The sequence below is a fragment of the SAR202 cluster bacterium genome, assembly GCA_016872285.1.
Classification (GTDB): domain Bacteria; phylum Chloroflexota; class Dehalococcoidia; order Lucifugimonadales.
This window is the reverse complement of the sequence record VGZZ01000047.1, coordinates 1-18,412: the sequence shown is the minus strand read 5'-3', so window position 1 is coordinate 18,412 and position 18,412 is coordinate 1. Positions and strand designations below refer to the sequence as shown.

13 protein-coding genes and 2 pseudogenes are annotated in these 18,412 nt (G+C 59.4%); 6 read left to right on the top strand and 9 right to left on the bottom strand.

Annotated features, from left to right (window positions below):
* A partial coding sequence (locus tag FJ320_10915) for an isocitrate dehydrogenase (NADP(+)) (GenBank protein ID MBM3926468.1) occupies positions 1–189 on the top strand: 189 nt, incomplete at its 5' end.
* A 437-nt stretch (positions 190–626) separates the two neighbouring features.
* On the opposite strand, the gene FJ320_10910 is transcribed toward FJ320_10915, so the two are convergent.
* Positions 627–1,823 carry an alpha-hydroxy-acid oxidizing protein gene (locus FJ320_10910; GenBank protein ID MBM3926467.1) on the bottom strand — a complete coding sequence of 399 codons (1,197 nt, stop codon included), beginning with the start codon at positions 1,821–1,823 and terminating at the stop codon, positions 627–629.
* A 306-nt stretch (positions 1,824–2,129) separates the two neighbouring features.
* Positions 2,130–3,335, bottom strand: a complete 1,206-nt coding sequence (locus FJ320_10905; GenBank protein MBM3926466.1) for an alpha-hydroxy-acid oxidizing protein — start codon at positions 3,333–3,335, stop codon at positions 2,130–2,132.
* Between the two features lie 230 nt (positions 3,336–3,565).
* Between FJ320_10905 and FJ320_10900 the strand changes: the two genes are divergently transcribed.
* From FJ320_10900 to FJ320_10890, 3 genes are all read left to right on the top strand, one after another.
* Positions 3,566–4,267 carry a hypothetical protein gene (locus tag FJ320_10900; protein MBM3926465.1) on the top strand — a complete coding sequence of 234 codons (702 nt, stop codon included), beginning with the start codon at positions 3,566–3,568 and terminating at the stop codon, positions 4,265–4,267.
* A 37-nt stretch (positions 4,268–4,304) separates the two neighbouring features.
* Positions 4,305–6,368 (top strand): hypothetical protein, encoded by a 2,064-nt coding sequence (locus FJ320_10895; protein MBM3926464.1) that lies wholly within the window; start codon positions 4,305–4,307, stop codon positions 6,366–6,368.
* A gap of 76 nt (positions 6,369–6,444) precedes the next feature.
* Complete coding sequence (locus tag FJ320_10890) at positions 6,445–7,212, top strand: methyltransferase domain-containing protein (GenBank protein ID MBM3926463.1); 768 nt, start codon at positions 6,445–6,447, stop codon at positions 7,210–7,212.
* Positions 7,213–7,576: 364 nt separating this feature from the next.
* On the opposite strand, the gene FJ320_10885 is transcribed toward FJ320_10890, so the two are convergent.
* From FJ320_10885 to uvrA, 7 genes and pseudogenes are all read right to left on the bottom strand, one after another.
* A complete protein-coding gene (locus FJ320_10885) occupies positions 7,577–8,971 on the bottom strand; it encodes a hypothetical protein (protein MBM3926462.1) in 1,395 nt (464 codons plus the stop codon).
* A 1,172-nt stretch (positions 8,972–10,143) separates the two neighbouring features.
* Positions 10,144–10,533: a hypothetical protein gene (locus tag FJ320_10880; GenBank protein MBM3926461.1), complete on the bottom strand. Its 390-nt coding sequence runs from the start codon at positions 10,531–10,533 to the stop codon at positions 10,144–10,146.
* Positions 10,530–11,039 carry a hypothetical protein gene (locus FJ320_10875; protein MBM3926460.1) on the bottom strand — a complete coding sequence of 170 codons (510 nt, stop codon included), beginning with the start codon at positions 11,037–11,039 and terminating at the stop codon, positions 10,530–10,532. The genes FJ320_10880 and FJ320_10875 overlap by 4 nt, the downstream gene beginning before the upstream one ends.
* A 660-nt stretch (positions 11,040–11,699) precedes the next feature.
* A pseudogene (locus FJ320_10870) lies at positions 11,700–12,646 on the bottom strand (lyase).
* A gap of 44 nt (positions 12,647–12,690) precedes the next feature.
* A pseudogene (locus FJ320_10865) lies at positions 12,691–12,783 on the bottom strand (DUF2497 domain-containing protein).
* A gap of 219 nt (positions 12,784–13,002) precedes the next feature.
* Entirely contained in the window at positions 13,003–13,497 is a 495-nt protein-coding gene (locus FJ320_10860) for a hypothetical protein (GenBank protein ID MBM3926459.1), read from the bottom strand.
* 512 nt (positions 13,498–14,009) lie between these two features.
* Entirely contained in the window at positions 14,010–16,922 is a 2,913-nt protein-coding gene (gene uvrA, locus FJ320_10855; GenBank protein ID MBM3926458.1) for an excinuclease ABC subunit UvrA, read from the bottom strand.
* A 280-nt stretch (positions 16,923–17,202) separates the two neighbouring features.
* On the opposite strand from uvrA, the gene FJ320_10850 reads away from it, so the two are divergent.
* Together FJ320_10850 and FJ320_10845 are read left to right on the top strand one after the other, a co-directional pair.
* A complete protein-coding gene (locus FJ320_10850) occupies positions 17,203–17,895 on the top strand; it encodes a hypothetical protein (protein ID MBM3926457.1) in 693 nt (230 codons plus the stop codon).
* A gap of 2 nt (positions 17,896–17,897) precedes the next feature.
* Positions 17,898–18,239 (top strand): DUF3037 domain-containing protein, encoded by a 342-nt coding sequence (locus FJ320_10845; GenBank protein ID MBM3926456.1) that lies wholly within the window; start codon positions 17,898–17,900, stop codon positions 18,237–18,239.
* Positions 18,240–18,412 lie beyond the last annotated feature (173 nt).

Here is an 18,412-nt window from a genome sequence, read left to right as displayed (position 1 = left end):
CCTCCGCCTCCACCGACAGGCGCACCACCTCCGCCTCCACCGACAGGCGCACCACCTCCGCCTCCACCAACGGGCGCACCACCTCCACCGCCACCCCCGACAGGCGCGCCACCGCCTCCACCTCCGGCTGGGCCTCCACAACCTCCGCCGCCTCCGCCACCGGGGCAGCAGCCGACGCCACCGCCGTAATAACGGTGGGGCGGGATGAGAATGCTATAGAGGAGGGGAGTCCCCTTTTGTGGGCTCCCTTCTTAATCATGCGATGCTAGTGCTGAGGGGTCGTTGAAGGTGGAGAGGGGAGCTGGAAGGGAGGGCTAGGCAACCTCGGTTGCCCTTAGCAGGAATTAAGTGGAAGTAATGCATGGCGTGTACCGGCGGACACGGCGATTAGATCCTTCGACTGCGTCTCAGGATGACGGCGCTTTATTTGTAACTTAGCCTTGGCCTGCCTAGCCAATGTCTTGGGGGGGGGCACCTGGGTTGACTAAATGACAGGTAAAGCTAGCGGACGGCACGTTGAGGTTTCTCGACTTCGCTCGAAATGACGTGTCACCCCACACTACCACCCCTGAGAGGAAAGGGGCTGGATTCCAGCGAAGGCTGAATGATTGATGGAGGAGGGGCAGTTAGAGGCCGAGGAGGGCTTTCTTTTTGGCGGCGAAGTCTTTTTTGGTCATTGCTCCTTGCTTGACTAGGAGGGCGTAAGCGCGGAGCTCGTTTATGTAGGAGGGGAAGCGGCGTTTCATGTAAGGGGGCAGCGTGACGGAGTCGGGGGTGATGTCACGGACCCGGTTGAAGCCGCAGTAGCCCATGCAGAGATCCAGCTCCTTTCGCAGTGTCTCTAGGACGCCGCGGACGCCGTTTTCGCCGTCGATAGCGAGGCCCCAGAAGATGGGCCGACCGATGAAAACGCCCTTGGCGCCGAGGGCGAGGGCTTTAAAAACATCGCTGCCGCGACGGATGCCGGAGTCGAGATAGACTTCCGCCTTGCCGCCGACAGCATCGACGACTTCGGGAAGGGTCTCGATGGAGGAAAGGGTGGAGTCGATCTGCCGTCCGCCGTGGTTGGAGACCAGGATGCCCTGAACGCCGCATTCGACGCCCATGCGGGCGTCCTCGGCGGTGCGGACGCCTTTGAGGATTATCGGAAGGGTAGTGAGGGAGCGGAGCCATTCTAGTTGTTTGAAGGTGAAGGGGATGGTGCGAGGGCGCTCCCACATATCGGGCAGGTGGAGGCCTTTAGGGAGGATTTTTCGGACGGCGGGGTCTTTAAAATTGGCGAGGATGGCGCCTCGATGGAGGGGGAACTCGTCGCGGGCGTTGATCTCCATAAGGCTGGGAAGCGGGCAGTCGACGGTTAACATAATCGCTTTGAAGCCGGAATCCTCGGCACGCCGGACGAGGATGGTGGTCAGCTCCTCGCCGCAGTGGTAAAGCTGGAAAAAGAGGGGCTTGGCGGCGACGGCGGCGACCTCCTCCATAGAGTAGTCGGAGGAGGTGGAGAGGCCCATAATCGCGCCCGCGGCGCCCGCGGCGCGGGCGGAGGCCAATTCGCCATCGGGATGGACGAAGGTGTGGCCGCCGGCGGGGGCGAGCATGACGGGGAAGCTGACTTTGTGGCTGAGGATGGTGGTGGCGAGGTCGCGCTTGACGACATCGCGGAGGAAGCGGGGCCGGAGGGTGATGTCTTCAAAGGCCTGGCGGTTGCGTCGGGTGGTGAGCATGTCGTGGGCGCCGCCCCAGACGAAGCCCCAGATGTCGTGGGGGATGGCTTTTTGGGCGCGGGCCTCGTAGTCGGCGAGGCTGGTGGGGAGGAGACGCATGGGTTAGGCGTCTCCTGATCTTGTAGAAACTAGCCTTGGCCTAGTCGGGATACCATCCCCTGGCCCCTTTCCCGACTGCATCGGGACTGAGTACAGCCTGCTGGAAGGGGAAGAGAAAAATAGGATCACCTCATCACCCTCCTTCGGCCAGGCTCAGGACGGCGTCTAATTCCCCCTTCTCCTTTGCAGTAGGAGAAGAGGGAGAACCTGAGGAGAGGGAAGCAGACCACCCCTGATTGCAACAGGGCAAATGTCGTGTGACACGACTCCTGCTTGGATTCGCAAATTGGTAATTCATAGGAAGAGTCATCGACCGTTCGAGTTCAGGAGTTGTTTCTTTCTGGCGTCGAATTCGGGTTGGGTGAGGATGCCGTCATCGCGGAGGGATGCGAGGGCGCGGAGTTCCTGGATGTAGCCGGGGACATCGTCAGACATTTCGGGGGGGAGGATGAGGGCGCCGGGGTCGAGCTGGTCGAGGGAGGTGTAGCCGCAGTAGCCCATACACACATCCAACTCTTTGCGAAGAATTTCCAGGGCGCGGCGGACGCCCTTCTCGCCATCGACGGCGAGGCCCCAGAAGATGGGGCGTCCTATAAAGACGGCGCGGGCGCCGAGGGCGAGGGCTTTAAAGATATCGCTGCCGCGGCGGATGCCGGAGTCGAAATAGACCTCAGCCTTGCCGTCCACGGCGTCGACGATTTCGGGAAGGGTCTCGATGGAGGAGAGGGTGCCATCCACCTGCCGACCGCCGTGGTTAGAGCAGAGTATGGCGTCAGCACCGTGTGCTACGCACTGGGCGGCGTCTTCGCCGGTACGGATGCCTTTGATGACCAGGGGCAGCGACGTGAGGGACTTGAGCCAGGGGATCTGGTCGAAGGTGAAGGGGATAGTGGGGGGACGCTCCCAGAAGTCGGAGATTTCGGTGCCTGGAGGCAGGTACTTGTTGGCGTCGTGGCCTCGGAAGTTGCCCATGTGGCCGCCGGTGGGCCGCTCCCACTGGTTGCGGATGTCAACCTCCTTGCTGGAGGGCAGAGGGGTGTCAACGGTGAGCATGATAGCTTTGTAGCCGGCTTCTTCGGCGCGGCGGACGAGCATTTTGGAGAGGCCCTCGCCGCAGTGGTAAAGCTGGAAGAAGAGGGGGGCGGTGGCTACGGCGGCGACCTCCTCGATGCTGTAGGTGGAGGAGGTGGAGAGGCCCATGATAGTGCCGGCGGCGCCCGCGGCTTTGGCGGAGGCGAGCTCGCCGTCCGGGTGGACGAAGGTGTGGCCTCCGGCGGGGGCCAGCATGACGGGGAAGGAGATTTTATGGCCGAGGACGGTGGTGGAGATGTCGCGCTTAGAGACATCTCGAAGGAAGCGGGGCCGGAGGCAGATAGCCTCCAGCATTTCGCGGTTGCGGCGGAGGGTGACGCCGTCCTGGCAGGCGCCGGCAACGAAGTCCCAGACGTTGTGGGGCATGTAGTCCCTAGCGCGGGCTTCTAAGTCCGGCAGGCTGACGGGGTCGAGGCGCATGGGGGCGCTCCTGGGTATGGGGTGGGCGCGCCGGAAGGCGGGCCGTGGGAAATGATAGGGCCGAGAGGGGGAGGGGGTCAAATGGGGGTAGGAGCCAGTTTTGGAGATCATGGCGGCATCCTAATGGGAATTGTGTTGCGGATTTGTTTGTATTCCGAGGAATGAAGGTGCTAGACTGAGGCGCTTTTTGAGGGGTGTGTGGGGGATGGGACAATCCAGGAGGCATTTAAATGCTCGGGTCCCGAACCTTCAGGCTCCAAGTAATTGTATTAATTTTTGTACTGACGCTGGCGGCCACAAGCTGCACCAACTCCGGGTCGACGGCCACACCAGCGCCGACGTCAACGCCGACCGCCACCGCTCTGGCCACGCCGACAGCGACCGCCACGCCCACTCCCTCGCCCACGGCCACGCCGACACCAACAGCTACCCCTACGCCTATACCCACGCCAACGCCCACTCCTACGCCCGCGCCGCCCAGCGCTTTGGAACTGCTGTCCAAGGTCAACGCGGCCATGGCTTCGACTACCAGATATAGCCTGACGGGGGATGTGCTGGTCAAGGCCAGCAAGGAAGCGACAGAGGAAATCCTGTCGGTGCATTCGGAAGGAGCGGGTAAGGTTGGCGGGAACCTTCGGACCGTGACATCGATCAAGCTGAAGCAGGGAGGCACAGAGGTCAGCATAACTTTTGAGAACAGGCTGGTGGACGTGGCGGACTATACCCTGGACCCTACGACAGGGGAGTGGGAGGTAAACGCGGTGGAGGCGTCGGAGGTGGGGCCGTGGGAGGACGCGCTGGCCGGGAAGTTGAAGCTGGAGAACGGCACGGTGGCGATGGATGTGCTGAACGGGGTGCAGGTGTACAGGCTGACGGGCCAGATACCGGGGGGGCAAAGACTTCCAGACAGCGACGCTACTGGTGGATATTAAGGGCGCGATAATCTATGAAATGAGGTTGGAGGGGGTTGTGGCGGCTGCGGAGTATGAGGGGCTGGCGCCGGCGGGGTTGAGCACGGTGTTTCAGAGTTTTGTAACCCGGGTTACGGATGTAAACAAGCCGACGGTGGTGTCAGCGCCGGACCTGGGGATCGTCGCGCTGCCAGCGGATGGGAGCATGCTGCAGGGGACGATTGCAGCAACTGGTAAGAGCAGCTGGCACAGCTTCAAAGTGACGTCGGCGGACGCGTACGCCCTTTATGCCACGGGAGGGACGCTGGGGGAGGTGACGGTGGACCTGAGGGGTCCGAACTCGCCGGGCCTGTTGCTGGGGGAGGAAGGGCTGGATGAGGCGTGGAAGGCGACGATAGTATCTCGAAAACTGGAAGCCGGGACATACTACGCACGGGTGCGGGCGGCTGACGGGGAAGGCACGGGAACTTACCAGATTAGTGTGAAGCCGGCGGCGCCTATCACACTAAAAGAGATGAGCCTGATGCCGGGAGACCTGCTGGAAATGCCGTCCGGGAGACTAGAGGCGGGGAAGGTGGCCACGGTGCGATTCTTTAATGACGCATTCGCGGCAGAAGTGCCGGCTGAGGCAGGGGAGAACTCGGTGTCCGTGATAGTGCCGCCGTATGTGAATCCCCAATCGGTGGAAAGCCTGTCGGGAAAGGTGACTGTCCAGGCGTGGCAGGCGCAGGCCGGAGGGCTAATGGTATCGAATCCGGTAGAGGGGTTCACTATTGAAGGCTTGCCGTTGTCATCGCTGTCGCCGGGATCTATGTACCTGGCATATCTGGAGGGGATGAAGAATACGTTACTGGAGACCCAGGGGGACCTGGCGGCCATTTCAGCGGTGTCTGACGGCAAGGTGGCGTTGCCGTCTTTGCAGACGGACCTAGCGGCGCTGTTAAACCAGATCACCAACTTGAAGCAGGCGATTGAGGGTCTGACCAAGGACCCTGAGGCCAAGATTGTTATGGGTGTGGAGCCGACGACGAACACTACAATAACCGTCACCAGCCAAGACCTGGTGCTGCTGGACAGGATGATAGCGGCCAAATTCGCGCCGATGTTTGAAGCGGCCGAGTCAGGGGGAGGAAGCGCCCCGGGGCCGAGCCAGGGGCCGACGCCGACCCCCAAGCCGCCAGGAAGCGCGTCGCTGGTCAAGGACACAAAGTCGGACGAGGAGCGACGCGCGAAGATAGAGCGCTGGAACGAGCTGTCGGCGCAGTACAGGCTGGCGGTGGAGCAGAACACGATGGAGGCGGAGAAGCTGGGCAAGCTGCTATACGGCGGCGGGACTTTTGGAGTCGGGTGCGCGGGACTGTTGGGATCGGCACTGTATATAACAGGGTTTGCCACAGCGGCAACATTTGGACTGCCGGTAACCATAGTCGCCGGTGGAGTAATGTTGTTCCTGGCCAGCGAAAAAGCCGCGACAACGGCAACTCAGATAAGGGAGATTGCCAGGGATATGCCCGGAAGCACTCTGACGGATATTGAGATACAAAAGAAACAGGCAGATTTTCAGCAGCAGTTAAGTCTGGATTACCTCACAAAAATTGTGACAGACATCGCCAAGGACAAGGTGCTGCCTGTGGACGTGACGGGGGTTACGGAGAAGGGGGTAGACGGTTTCAAGCTTTACGTGGATATTGTGGATACAGCCACGGACATACCGGAGAAGAAAAACGACCTTATAGAGCTTTATAAGCAAACTGTGACGGAGACGAGAAATCCGATTGATAAGATTGAGCACAAGCGGGCGGTGTTCGTAACGGGTGTGCCCAGCAATCCCTCCGAGGGCCAGGGGTATGTTGTGGACGTGCGGGTCAATCCCGGGGAGGCAGGGATCCATGTAACGGTGACGGTGCATGGAACGGATGGCTTCAGCACCAGCGGCAGCGGCACGACAGACGCCAGCGGGTTCGCGCGAATAATGTCAGTGCCGGGCGCCAAGGGGGGTGTGGTGGATACGATTACGGCGGTGGCGCGTATAGCGGCGGGGGACAGGTGGTGGGGAGCAGCGCGTCGTCGGTGGTGTTCCAGGGAGGCGGGGGAGGGTAAAAGGAACCGGGTAGCAGTATGAAGCCCGGGAATTCAGTTCCCGGTGGCCCCATCTCAACGAAAGAGCCACCGGGGAAGCCGCTTGGTCGAGAGGAACCATGACAACGTGGGACCCGACACAATACCTTAGGTTTGGTAACGAGCGGCTTCGTCCGGCGATGGACTTGATAGAGCGCATATCGCTAGAAGCGCCGTCGGTAGTCTACGACCTGGGCTGCGGTACAGGTAACGCTACCGTGATACTCAAGGGGCGCTGGCCCTTAGCGCGAGTCACGGGCGTGGACGGCTCGTCTGAGATGCTGGCGCAGGCGCGAAGCCGGGGCGGTGGGATTGCCTGGATGCGGGCAGATTTGAACACCTGGGAACCCGATGAGCAATGCGATTTGTTGTTTTCCAATGCGGCATTCCAATGGCTGGGGGGCCATGAGGAGCTTTTCCCTCGATTACTGGGTTATCTCAAGCCTGAGGGCGCACTGGCGGTGCAGATGCCGAATAATTTTGGAGCACCCACGCATACCACCGTCGTGGAGACGGTGGAGAGGGGGCTGTGGCGGGACAAACTAGAGTCACACTTGTTGAAGCGGCCTGTTCTGGAGCCTGGGGCTTATTACGATGTGCTGAGGGGTAGTGCTGCCAGCGTGGATATGTGGGAGACGACTTACTACCACGTGCTGCAAGGGGAGGACCCGATTGTGGAGTGGACGAAGGGCAGCTTTTTGAGGCCGCTGCTGGCGCAGCTTGACGAGAAGGAGTCGAAGGAGTTTCTGGAGGAGTATGCGGCGAGGGTGAGGGGGTTTTACTCTCGGAGGCCGGATGGGACTACGGTGATGGAGTTTAAGCGGTTGTTTTTTATTGCGGTAAGGTAGGGATAGATAACATTGCATGAACCCCCAGCCTTGTTTTCAATCGGAGACGCCGTTGTCGCAGCTTTGAATGTAAAGGCTAGACTTGTTTTTAATCGGGATACCATCCCCTTTATCCCCTTTCCCGACTGCATCGGGACTGAGTACAGCCTGCTGGAAGGGGAAGAGATAATAAGGAACCACAATCCCTTCCTTCGGCATACTCAGGACGGCGTCTAGCTCCCCCTTCGCCTTCCAGGCCGAAGGGGGAGAACCAGATGGGACACCCCACATCTAGCGCGTCCTGTTCGTTAGCCAAACATTCAGAAGACGCAGAGAAGACTTTTACAAGCCAAGAGGGATTATGATTAGCAGCTGGATAGCCGGGCTAGATGGGCGGGCAGCGGTGGTGCCAGGGGGTGGCCTGCTGGTAGTGGTGGGCAGCACGGAGGATGGTGGCTTCGTCAAAGGGGCGGCCGGCGATTTGGAGGCCTATGGGGAGGCCCTTGGACGAGAAGCCGCATCGCAGGGTGACGGCGGGGAGGCCGGTGAGGTCGTAGTGGGAGGTCATGCTTTTTTCGGCGAAGAGGCCGATAGGCTCAGGGTCCTGGATTAAGGGGGCGGTGTTGTTGGCGGTGGGGGAGACGAGGACGTCGACGGACTGGAGGGCTTCCATGAATTCGATCTTGGCCTGGGCGCGGACTTGCTGGGCCTTTACATAATCGGCGGCGGAGAAGGCGGCGGAGGAAAGGAGGAGGGCGCGGAGGAGAGGGCCGTAGTTCTGGGGCTGGGCGCGGAGGTTTTTGACATGGTAGGTGAGACCTTCCGACATCATGATGACGTTGTGGGCGATGCGGGTGTACTGGAGGCAGGGAATTTTGACATCGCGGACGGTGCAGCCGAGGTGTTTTAGCTCATCGATGGCGGTGTCGACGGCATCGAGGACTTCGGGGACGACCCAATCTTTGGGCTGGGTGTAGAAGTCGCGAAGGACGCCGACTTTTAGACCTTTGAGAGGTTGGTCGAGGGTGGAGAGGTAGTCAGGGACTGGGGAGGGACTGGAGGTGGGGTCAAGGGGGTCATGGCCAGCGACGGCCTGAAGCATGATGGCGTTGTCCTGGGCGGTGCGAGTTAGGGGGCCACAGTGGTCGCAGGAATAGCTGAGGGGGATGACGCCGTACCGGCTGACTCGACCGTAGGTGGGCTTGAGGCCGACGACGCCGTTGAAGGAGGAAGGGCTGCGGATGGAGCCGCCGGTGTCGGTGCCGTAGGATGCGGCGCAGAGGCCAGCAGTAACGGCGGCAGCGGAGCCGCCACTGGAGCCGCCAGTGTAGTGGGTGAGATTCCAGGGATTGTGGGGGGTGTCAAAGAGGGCGGTCTTGGAGCTGCCGGCGGCAAATTCGCCCATGGCGAGCTTACCGAGGTGAATGGCGCCGGCCTTGCGCAGGCGGGCAGCGACGGTGGAGTCGACTTTGGCGAATCGCTTTTCGTAGACCTTAGACTGGGCGGTGGTTCGGACACCTTTGATATCAAAGAGGTCTTTGTGGGCGACGGGGATGCCGTGGAGGGGGCCGCGGTATCGGCCATGAAGAATTTCGGCCTCGGCGACGCGGGCTTCGGCGAGAGCTTGTTCAGGGAGGAGGACTGTGTAGAGGTTAAGCTTGGAGTCGAGGCGGCGGATTCGGTCCAGATAGGCGCGGGTGAGGTCGACGGGGGAGAGGTCGCCGCGCTGGATGAGGCGGGATGCCTGATGGACGGGGAGGTAGCTGAGATCTTGGGACATGGGCGGGGGAGTCCTCCGTGGAGTTGGGATAGGACGTGGGAATGATAGGGCGGAGAGAGGGAAAGGGTCAAATATGTATATCGTATAATCCGCGAAACGCAAATCACAGGCACCTCAGGATGCAGATTTGTCCGGCGTTTGTTGATGAAACTGGTGTGCTGAATGGTTCTCTAAAAGAGCAACCAGTGTATGGAATTGGGATTCTGGTGATACCAGAGCCCAGACTAATAACTGATAGCTTTTACAAGCTACACTTCAACTTTGTTCGAACAAAAGCCACTCAGAGAAAAGAATTAAGGAAGTTAATTCTGAACGAGGAAAGTCTGCCAACAATGGCCGAGCTGGACAAGCTAATGTGGGCTACACGGCACCATGAATACAAGTTTTCCGAGGTAACTTCACATAATCTCCAGCAGTACATAGATCTGGTCAACTTGTACTTTTCATTTCCAGGGTTAGAATTTCATGCTTGTTGGTTGACCGGAAGCATACGAGATTCGATTTGGAGAGGTGGGGTACCAACTCTTGGGGCGCATATGTAACCTTAGTAAGAGAGCTACTAAAGAGGCGGCTGAAGCGAGACGTTTTTGCTATTGTTGACCTACAAGGTAAACCCGATGACGCCACTTAAGATTTGGAGGAGTATGTATGTTCACTGCCTCGGGTAAAAGGGTGTCTCAGGGCTACATCTGACATGTCGATTTTCTTGCAGCTGGTTGATGTCCTGCCAGGATGTGTGCAATTTGACTGGAAAGATCAGAATAGATATTACGGAGTCAATTCAAAGCGCGCTGGGGCGAAAAGGGAACTGACTATCTTTATTAAGGCTAAGTTGGGGATTAAAAGCATGGAGCCAATAATTAAAGTTGGCCAGAACTTCAGGGGATTTACCAGACCTTCTAGATTTACGGCCTGGAGAAAATAACTTGTTCATAATGTAACTGCGCAGCTATGTACGGCGTCTATCCTGCTAACAGGACGACGTGCTCCGTCCACTCCGCGCCTTGCCTTTAGCGTACCATACAGGTGTGATTGGTGGCACTAACACTATTATCACTGTCAGCGCCAGAGATTCCCCCAGCAACACGCTGAGGAAAATAGGAGCCTAGCTGGCAAATAAGTCGAAGGCGAGGATGAAGAGCCAGCCTAGCCCAAGTTTTAAGGGTCTTCTTTCACGATGCTTTGTGGAGGGGATGGCCACCGAAGGCGTTACGCAATAGGGCCACGGCTTTGCCGGCGGTGCTGTCTGGATCTCGATAACGGTAGAAGGCGAGCTCAGACTGGGCGATGACGGGTATCCAGGCTTCTTTTTCCAGGGCGTATTGCACAACCCACTTGACCTCCCGGGTGTCCTCTACGCAGGCGCTGAGGTCGTCCAGTCGGTGTTCACGGAGCCTGCGCTCCATTAGCTCGACGAGCCAACCTCGGATGACGGAGCCGTGGTTCCAATTATGAAGGAGGGCTGGCAGGTCGAGGGGGTATTTCCATCGTTCCAGCAGGTCGACGCCCTCGGCGATGGCCTGGACCATGCCGAACTCGATGGCGTTATGGACGACCTTCACGTAGTGGCCGGAGGCGGGAGGCCGGCGTGGACGACGCCTTCCGGCACCGCGAGGTCTCGAAGCAGAGGTTCTACGCGGGCGAAGGCTTGGGCGTCACCGCCGACCATGAAGCACGCGCCGGTGAGGGCGCCTTCGCCGCCGCCGCTGGTGCCGATGTCGAGGAAGGCGATGCCGCGGGACTTAAGCAGTTCGTAGTGGCAGATGGAGTCCTCCCAATGGGAGTTCCCGCCATCGACAACCAAATCGCCAGGGCGAAGGATGTCCTTCAGGCTAACGATGGTCTGTCGGGTTGGCTCACCATGGGGCACATAAACCAGTATGATGCGAGGCGGGCTGAGCTTTTGCGCCAGCTCCGTCAGGGAGAAGGTCGGTCTGATGCCATTCTTTGCTACCGCCTCCGCGCGATCAGGGTTGTGGTCGTATCCGACGACGCTGTGGCCTTTTTTGATGGCGTGAAGAGCGAGGCTTTCGCCCATACGCCCCAGGCCGACGATTCCGATGTTCATGCCTGGCCTCCTAGAACGCCGATTTACGATGGGTAGATATTGAAGAGATACTTTGGCTTGTTATACGTTTCTTGTATTTAATTGGGATACCGTCCCCTTAATCCCCTTCCTGCTGGAAGGGGAAGAGAAATAAGGAACCACAACCCCCTCTAATACCAAATCTACGTAGACATGGCGGTGAAGGTTGGAGAGCGGCAGGCCCTATGCGCCTGCGGGTGGTGGCTATAAGCGGCCTCTCCCCTCCCCACCCGACCCCCTACCCCCTCTCTAACTCTCCCCCGCATAGCGAGGGAGAGGACCTGAAGAAGAGGCCCTCACCCTACCAAGGAGAGGATAAGACAGGAAGGCGCCATGCGAGGACTGGGTTATCGTCCTCAACATCCCGTAGCGTTATTCCCGCCTCTATTCTGTCGATTTGGTATAACTCCCCCTTCGCCTTTCAGGCCGAAGGGGGAGTACCTGAGGAGACCCAAAGCCCCGCCTGTCCCAGAAGCCCGTGACTTTTCAAGCTAAGGTTTTTTCATAGAAGCAAGGAGACGATGAGAGGACTCGAAAGGCAAGACCCAAAGTCCATTTGTAGATGCGACAGGAACATCAGGGGCGTTAACTGGTGCTTCTATTGTATCGCAGTATCATGTTGTGGGGGTGGCGAAAGGGGAGCTAGGAGGTGTAGACGACGAGGAGTTTGTCGGCGGAGGAGGCGGGGGACCAGACCTCGCCGGGGCGGCCGAGGATTTGGCGGAGGTTAGAGTTGGGGCTGGACAGGGGAAGGGGGGTAAAGGTTTCGGCGGATGGGTCGAAGCGGACGAGGGTGTTGGAGCCGAAATCGGAGAGCCAGACGATGTCCTGGTCGTCGACGTAGACGGCGTAGGCCATGGGACGGCTGCCGGGAAGTTTCCATTCGCGCCACTGGTTTGTGCTGGGGTTGTACATACCGAGTTGGCCGACGTTCCATTCGGAGACCCAGATTTGGCCTTTGGAATCGGACCAGAGCGTCGCGCGCCCTGGTTGGGGGTGGGAGGGTCGATGGGGGCGGCCTGGCCGGTGGCGGTGTCGATGCGGGCGATGTGGCTGCCGGCTAGGGAGGCGTAGTAGATGTCGCCGGAGGGCGTGGCGTCGATGCCGTAGGGACCGCGGCCTCGCGGGGCGTCGAAGACCTGGATGGCCCCATCGGCGGGGTTAAGTCGGCCATAGTAGCCGGCCTGGCCGGTGAACCAGAGGATGCCATTTCCATCGAAGGCGGCGGTGTTGAGGTTGACGTTGGGGGTGCCCTGGGGGAGTCGAAAGACGGTTACCTGATGGGTGTTAGGGTCAACTCGAACGATGGCGTTGAGGCCGCTGTCGGTGATCCAGGGAGCGTCGTCGGGGCCGACGATGACGCCGTGGGGAGAGGAGCCGCTTCCGAGGGGGATGTGCCGGGTCTGGCCGGTGGCGGGGTCGAGGAGGCCGAGGGCGCCGGCGCGCTGGGCTGTGTACCAGACGGAGCCGTTGGGAGCGGGGGCGACATCGTGGGGATGGGAGCCAGCAGGGACGGGAAATTCTTTAAGGGTGAGAGCAGGGGAGGTGGCAGCAGGGGACGGTGAATAAGGAGGGGTAGCGGGAGCCACGGTGGGTGTGCCGGTGGGGGCAGGTGGAGTGTATGGGCCTGGGAGGGTGGGTGTGGTGGTGGGAGAGGGGGTAGGGGAGGTGGAGGGTGTGGAGAGGGGAGGAGTGGAGGCGGAGGTGGGAGTGGAGAGGGGAGAGGTGGTGGGTGAGGCGGTCCCGCCGCCACAGGCGGTGAATAGGAGAAGGAGGAAAGAGAATATGAAAATTAGACGTGACATGTTCTTAATATAACGCATGAGGTGAGAGAGGTGGAAACGATAGGGGGCGGGTCTAAGACCCGCCCCTACGAATGAGTACAAGGACTCATGGCATAATTGCCAGAGCGGAAACCATCCGTAATGAGAGTTGTGGACAAGGGTTAGGCTTTGACGGCTACGCCCCCGAAGACGGCGGTGCCGGTGATGAGAAGGTCGGGCTGAGGGCCGTCGGGAGCGGGATGGCCGTCCTTGCGCTCGTCGGCGGTGACGTTAAGGACGGCGGGCTTAGACTCGATAACGGCGTTACGCAGGTCCAGCTCAACGCCACCGAAGACAGCGGTGGCATCGCCTCCCTTGAAGTGCTGGGAGGAGATGCGGCGGGAGGTGCCACTGAAAACGGCGGTGGCCTTGACGGCGTCGCCGCTCTCGGCGGCCATGGCGCCACGGCCAGCGCGGAACTTGCGTCCGGCTGCGAAGCCGGGGCCTCGAACCGCCATGGCGACGGGGAAGACGACGAGCCATAGGGCGAGGGTTACGAGCATGGCCCTGGCGTAGCCGATGGTGGGAAGGTCTATCTGCGGGGCGATGATGCCCCAGAAGATCATGGTTATCCACGCTGCGAGGAAGAAGGCTGGTACGAGGAAGGGTCCTAACATGGGGTCCTCCTAAGTTTGACCAGGCTGGGCCTGGGGATGACTTAGATTGAGCGGCTGAGGCAGGTGGGGTGGAGAGCTTCAGTGATTGTTTACATAACACGCTAGCAGCTTCCGGGGAGGGCAGGTAGGGACAGGTGGGAGTATTTGGGAAGCCGAATGGACTGGTAATGGTGGGCAGTTGGCACCGTCACCAGGGTGTGCCTTTAACCGGAGCGACCTCATTACCCTTAATCCCTCTTCTTCCTTCGACCGGGCTCAGGACAGGCTTTTTCTGAGAAGAGGGAAAGACAAAAATTGCACCAATTCCCCCTCTAACTCCCCCTTTTCCTCACGAGGAAAAGGGGGAGGACCAGACGGGATGGAGGCAGGGAGGTGCGGGTGGCAGATAGGAGTAGCTGGTGGGGGGCACGTTGAGATTTCTTGGCTACGCTGGAAATGACGTTATCCCTAACCTACCCCCGCCACAGGAACAAGGGGCTGGATTCCAGCTTTCGCTGGAATGACGGGTGGAGTTACTGGGCGGGGGAGCGGGCGGGGCGGCGGCCGTTGGGCTGGGGGAGGCCGAGGACAGGGCGGAGGTAGCGGGCAGTCTGGGAGTCGGGGGTGCGGGCCACTTCTTCCGGGGTGCCGGTGGCGACGACTCGGCCGCCTTCGGCGGCGGCGCCGGGGCCCAGGTCTATGAGCCAGTCGGCGTTTTTGATCATGTCCAGATGGTGCTCGATGAGGATGACGGAGTTGCCGGCGTCGACGAGGCGGTGAAGGACACCCAGGAGGTGGCGGGTGTCCTCGAAGGAGAGGCCAGTGGTAGGCTCATCGAGCAGATAAAGGGTCTTGCCGGTGGCGCGGCGGGAGAGTTCAGTGGCGAGTTTGACGCGCTGGGCCTCGCCGCCTGAGAGGGTAGTGGCGGGCTGGCCGAGGTGGATGTAGCCGAGGCCGACGTCCCGGATGGTCTCCAGCTTGGAGCGGATTTTGGGTATGTTGGTGAAGAAGTCCAGAGCGGTCTCGACGGTCATGTCGAGGACCTCGGCGATGGACTTGCCCTTGTAGGTTATCTCCAGGGCCTCGCGGTTGTAACGCTGGCCCTTGCAGACCTCGCAGAGAACGGTGACATCGGGTAGGAACTGCATCTCGACCTGGATATAGCCGTCGCCCTCGCAGGCCTCGCATCGCCCGCCCTTGACGTTGAAGGAGAAACGACCGGCCTTATAGCCTCGCGCCTTGGCCTCGGGGAGGGTGGCGAAGAGGTCGCGGATGGGAGAGAAGAGGCCGGTGTACGTGGCGGGGTTGCTGCGGGGCGTGCGGCCAATAGGGGACTGGTCGATATTGACGACCTTGTCGAGATTTTCGAGGCCGAGGACGCGGTCGTGCTTGCCGGGCCGGTCTTTGGCTTTGTAGAGGACCTGGGCGAGGCGCTTGTAGAGGATTTCATACATGAGGGTGCTTTTGCCGGAGCCGGAGACGCCGGTGACACAGACCAGCAGGCCCAGAGGGAACTTGACGTCTATGCCCTGGAGGTTGTTTTCGGCGGCGCCGCGGACTTCCAAGAACTTGCCGTTGCCGGGGCGCCGTTTGGAGGGGACTGGGATGGTCTTGCGGCCGCTGAGGTAGGCGCCGGTTAGGGAGTCGGGAGAGGTGAGGATGTCGGCGAGGGGGCCCTGGGCGACAACATTGCCGCCGTGCTCGCCGGCGCCGGGGCCCAGGTCAATGATATGGTCGGCGGAGCGCATGACGGCCTCGTCGTGCTCGACGACGATGACGGTGTTGCCGAGGTCTCGCAGGTGCTTGAGGGTGCCGATGAGGCGGCTGTCGTCGGCGGGGTGGAGGCCGACGGTGGGCTCGTCGCAGACGTAGAGGACGCCGGTGAGTCCGGAGCCGATCTGGGTGGCGAGGCGGATGCGCTGGGCCTCGCCACCGGAGAGGGTGCGGGCGGAGCGGCCCAGGGTGAGGTAGCCGAGGCCGATGTTGTCCAGGAAGCGGAGGCGGGCGACGATCTCTTTGACTATCGGCTGGGCGATGGTGCGCTCTCGGGGGGTTAAGGGGGCGGTGGTGCCGTTGTGGGAGGCGTCGGAAGTGAGGGTGGGCGCCCAGGCGAGGGCCTGGGTGATAGGCATATCGCAGACGTCCATGATGCCTTTGTTATCGACTTTCACGGAGAGGGCCTCGGGTCGGAGGCGCTGGCCTTTGCAATCGTTGCAGGGAATGGCGGCCATGTAGCGCTCGATTTCGCTGCGGATATAGTCGGACTCGGTGCCGCGGAAGCGGCGCTCCAGGTTGGGGATGACGCCTTCAAAATTGGTGTCCCAGGAGTAGACCTTGCCGTGGTGTGTCTTGTGACGCATGGTGAGCTGTTTCCCGCTGTTGCCATAGAGGATAAGGTCCAGGACGTTTTGCGGCAGGTCTTTGATGGGGACTTTGGTAGAGAAGTTGTAGGAGCGGGCTAAGGACTCGAGAAGGCTGTAGTACCAAGGACTGGAGGTGCCGGCGCGGGCCCAGGGAAGGACGGCGCCTTCTGCCAAAGTCAGGTCCTTGTTGGCGAAGACGAGGTCAGGGTCCACCTCCAGCTTGAAGCCGAGGCCGGTGCAGGCGGGGCAGGCGCCGTGGGGGCTGTTGAAGCTGAAGGTGCGCGGCTCGATTTCAGGGAGGCTGGTGCCGCAGTTGACGCAGGCGAACTGCTCGGAGAAGACCAGCTCGTCGCCGCCCTCGACGGTGATCTGGACGACACCCTCACCCTCTTTCAGGGCGGTCTCGACGGAGTCTGCGACGCGGGACTTCTCCATATCGGGCTCGATGGCGAGGCGGTCCACGGCGATTTCGATATAGTGCCACTTCTGCTTATCGAGATTGAGGCCGACGGTGTCCTCGAGGCGCATGACCTGGCCGTTGACTCGGACGCGGGCGAAACCGGCCTTGCGGGCGGCCTCGAAGACGTCCTTGTGCTCGCCTTTGCGACGCCGGACTTTGGGGGCAAGGATGGTGATGCGGCTGCCCTGGGGGAGGGCCAGGACGGAGTCGACGATCTGCTGGACGGTCTGGCGCTGGACTGGCTGGCCGCACTTGGGGCAGTGGGGTCGGCCGGCGCGGGCAAAGAGGAGGCGGAGGTAGTCGTAGATCTCGGTGACGGTACCGACGGTGGAACGGGGGTTGTGGGAGGTGCCCTTCTGGTCGATGGAGATGGCGGGGGAGAGGCCTTCGATGTACTCGACGTCGGGCTTGTCCATACGGCCGAGGAACTGGCGGGCGTAGGCGGAGAGGGACTCGACGTAGCGGCGCTGGCCCTCGGCGTAGATGGTGTCGAAGGCGAGGGAGCTTTTGCCGGAGCCGGAGACGCCGGTGATGACGACGAGCTTGTCGCGGGGGATGACGAGGTCGATGTTTTTGAGGTTATGCTGGCGGGCACCACGAATGATGATCTGGTCTTGGGGCATTACGCGTTCACCTTAGGAGTGGGGGCACAGGGCTAATTGTAGCACTGGACTCGGTTTACTGCTAAACAAAATTAATTCGCTATCAAATTTGACTTACGCGTTTTTGATAATACAATGTCGCACATTAGGAGTAATGGTGCTGACTATCACCAATTTAATATACAAGACGGCATGTGAATGATAGAGCCTCCACCGAGGGTCAGAGCGGTCGAGTTTAGAGACAGACTCAGAGGCGGTGCTTCCAATCCCCCAATCGTTGTGTGCGAAGATGAGGGGGGGCATGCAAAAATCCTTCGTTCTTAAAGTGGCAAGGCCGGACTCGGCAGCTTTTCAATATGGCGGATTGTCACTTGCTTGCGAATTGATCTCTGCGCAGATCATACAATTGCTTGGACTAAAATCTCCGAGTTATGCTATAGTGAATATAGAACAAGAGTTCGCAGACTCTGTCCCAAGTAGGGTGCATCAATTGTTTAATGACAATATTGGCCCTCAATTTGGATGTGAATATCTAGAGGAAGCGGTTGATTTTATTCCGGGAAGGAGGCTGGACGACGAAGATGCTCTTTCTGCTTTGGAAGGGGTGATAAGCTTCGACGCAATGATATGGAATCAAGACCGCACACAACTTAAGCCGAACCTTCTGGTAAAAGCGAATGAGTTCTATCTAATAGATCACTCGACAGTCATGCCTGTCGGCCTAATTTTGAGTGGTGGTGAATTTCTTACGGAAGATCAGATTACGAATAATTGTGCATATGCAACACTCTATTACAAAAGACGCCTCTATCAGGCGCTAGTAGAGAAATGGGCTGATGAAGTTACATTGGGGGCAATTGAACAAATTGCAGGGTTCGTTCCGAATGAGTGGATAACTACAAGATCTCGATTCAATTTAATGCTTAAGTTCTTGCGCGAGCGCCATACTTTTTCCGCTCAGATAATTGAAAATCTGAAGGATTTGGTGCACTAGCCATGGTAAGTAGCAACAAGATACCTTATGAGTTTCGTCTGATTTACTATACGAGGAATGCGGCTGCTGGCGAGCGAGTAAATATAGGACTTATTTTTTGGAGTCCTCGAATTGAGTACTTTTGGTACAAACTGAATGAAAGATATGGACGCCTCTCCTCTATCTACCCAGGATTTGACGGTATTGGCTACAGAAGACTCGTTGCGAGCCTCAATCATGTTTTAGGCAAACTTGATCCTAAAGCGGGAAGGGCAGTGTCGCATTTAGAGGCAAAGTCAGACAGTTTCTTACATGAGATGCTGTCGGCTAGTGTTTTTTCATTGAGTAATGTGGTTGGGATATGAAACGCAATGGGGGGCATTTCAACTAAACCCCGAGAGCGTGCCCTGGAGCTATATGAAGAATTTATAGCCAGGTACGATAAGCCGGACATAGAGTAAGACGGATCTTTTGCGCTGAAAAGAACCGCCTCGTCCAGAAATTTGCCCTTAAGTCCAGGAGTCAATAGATGGTCTGT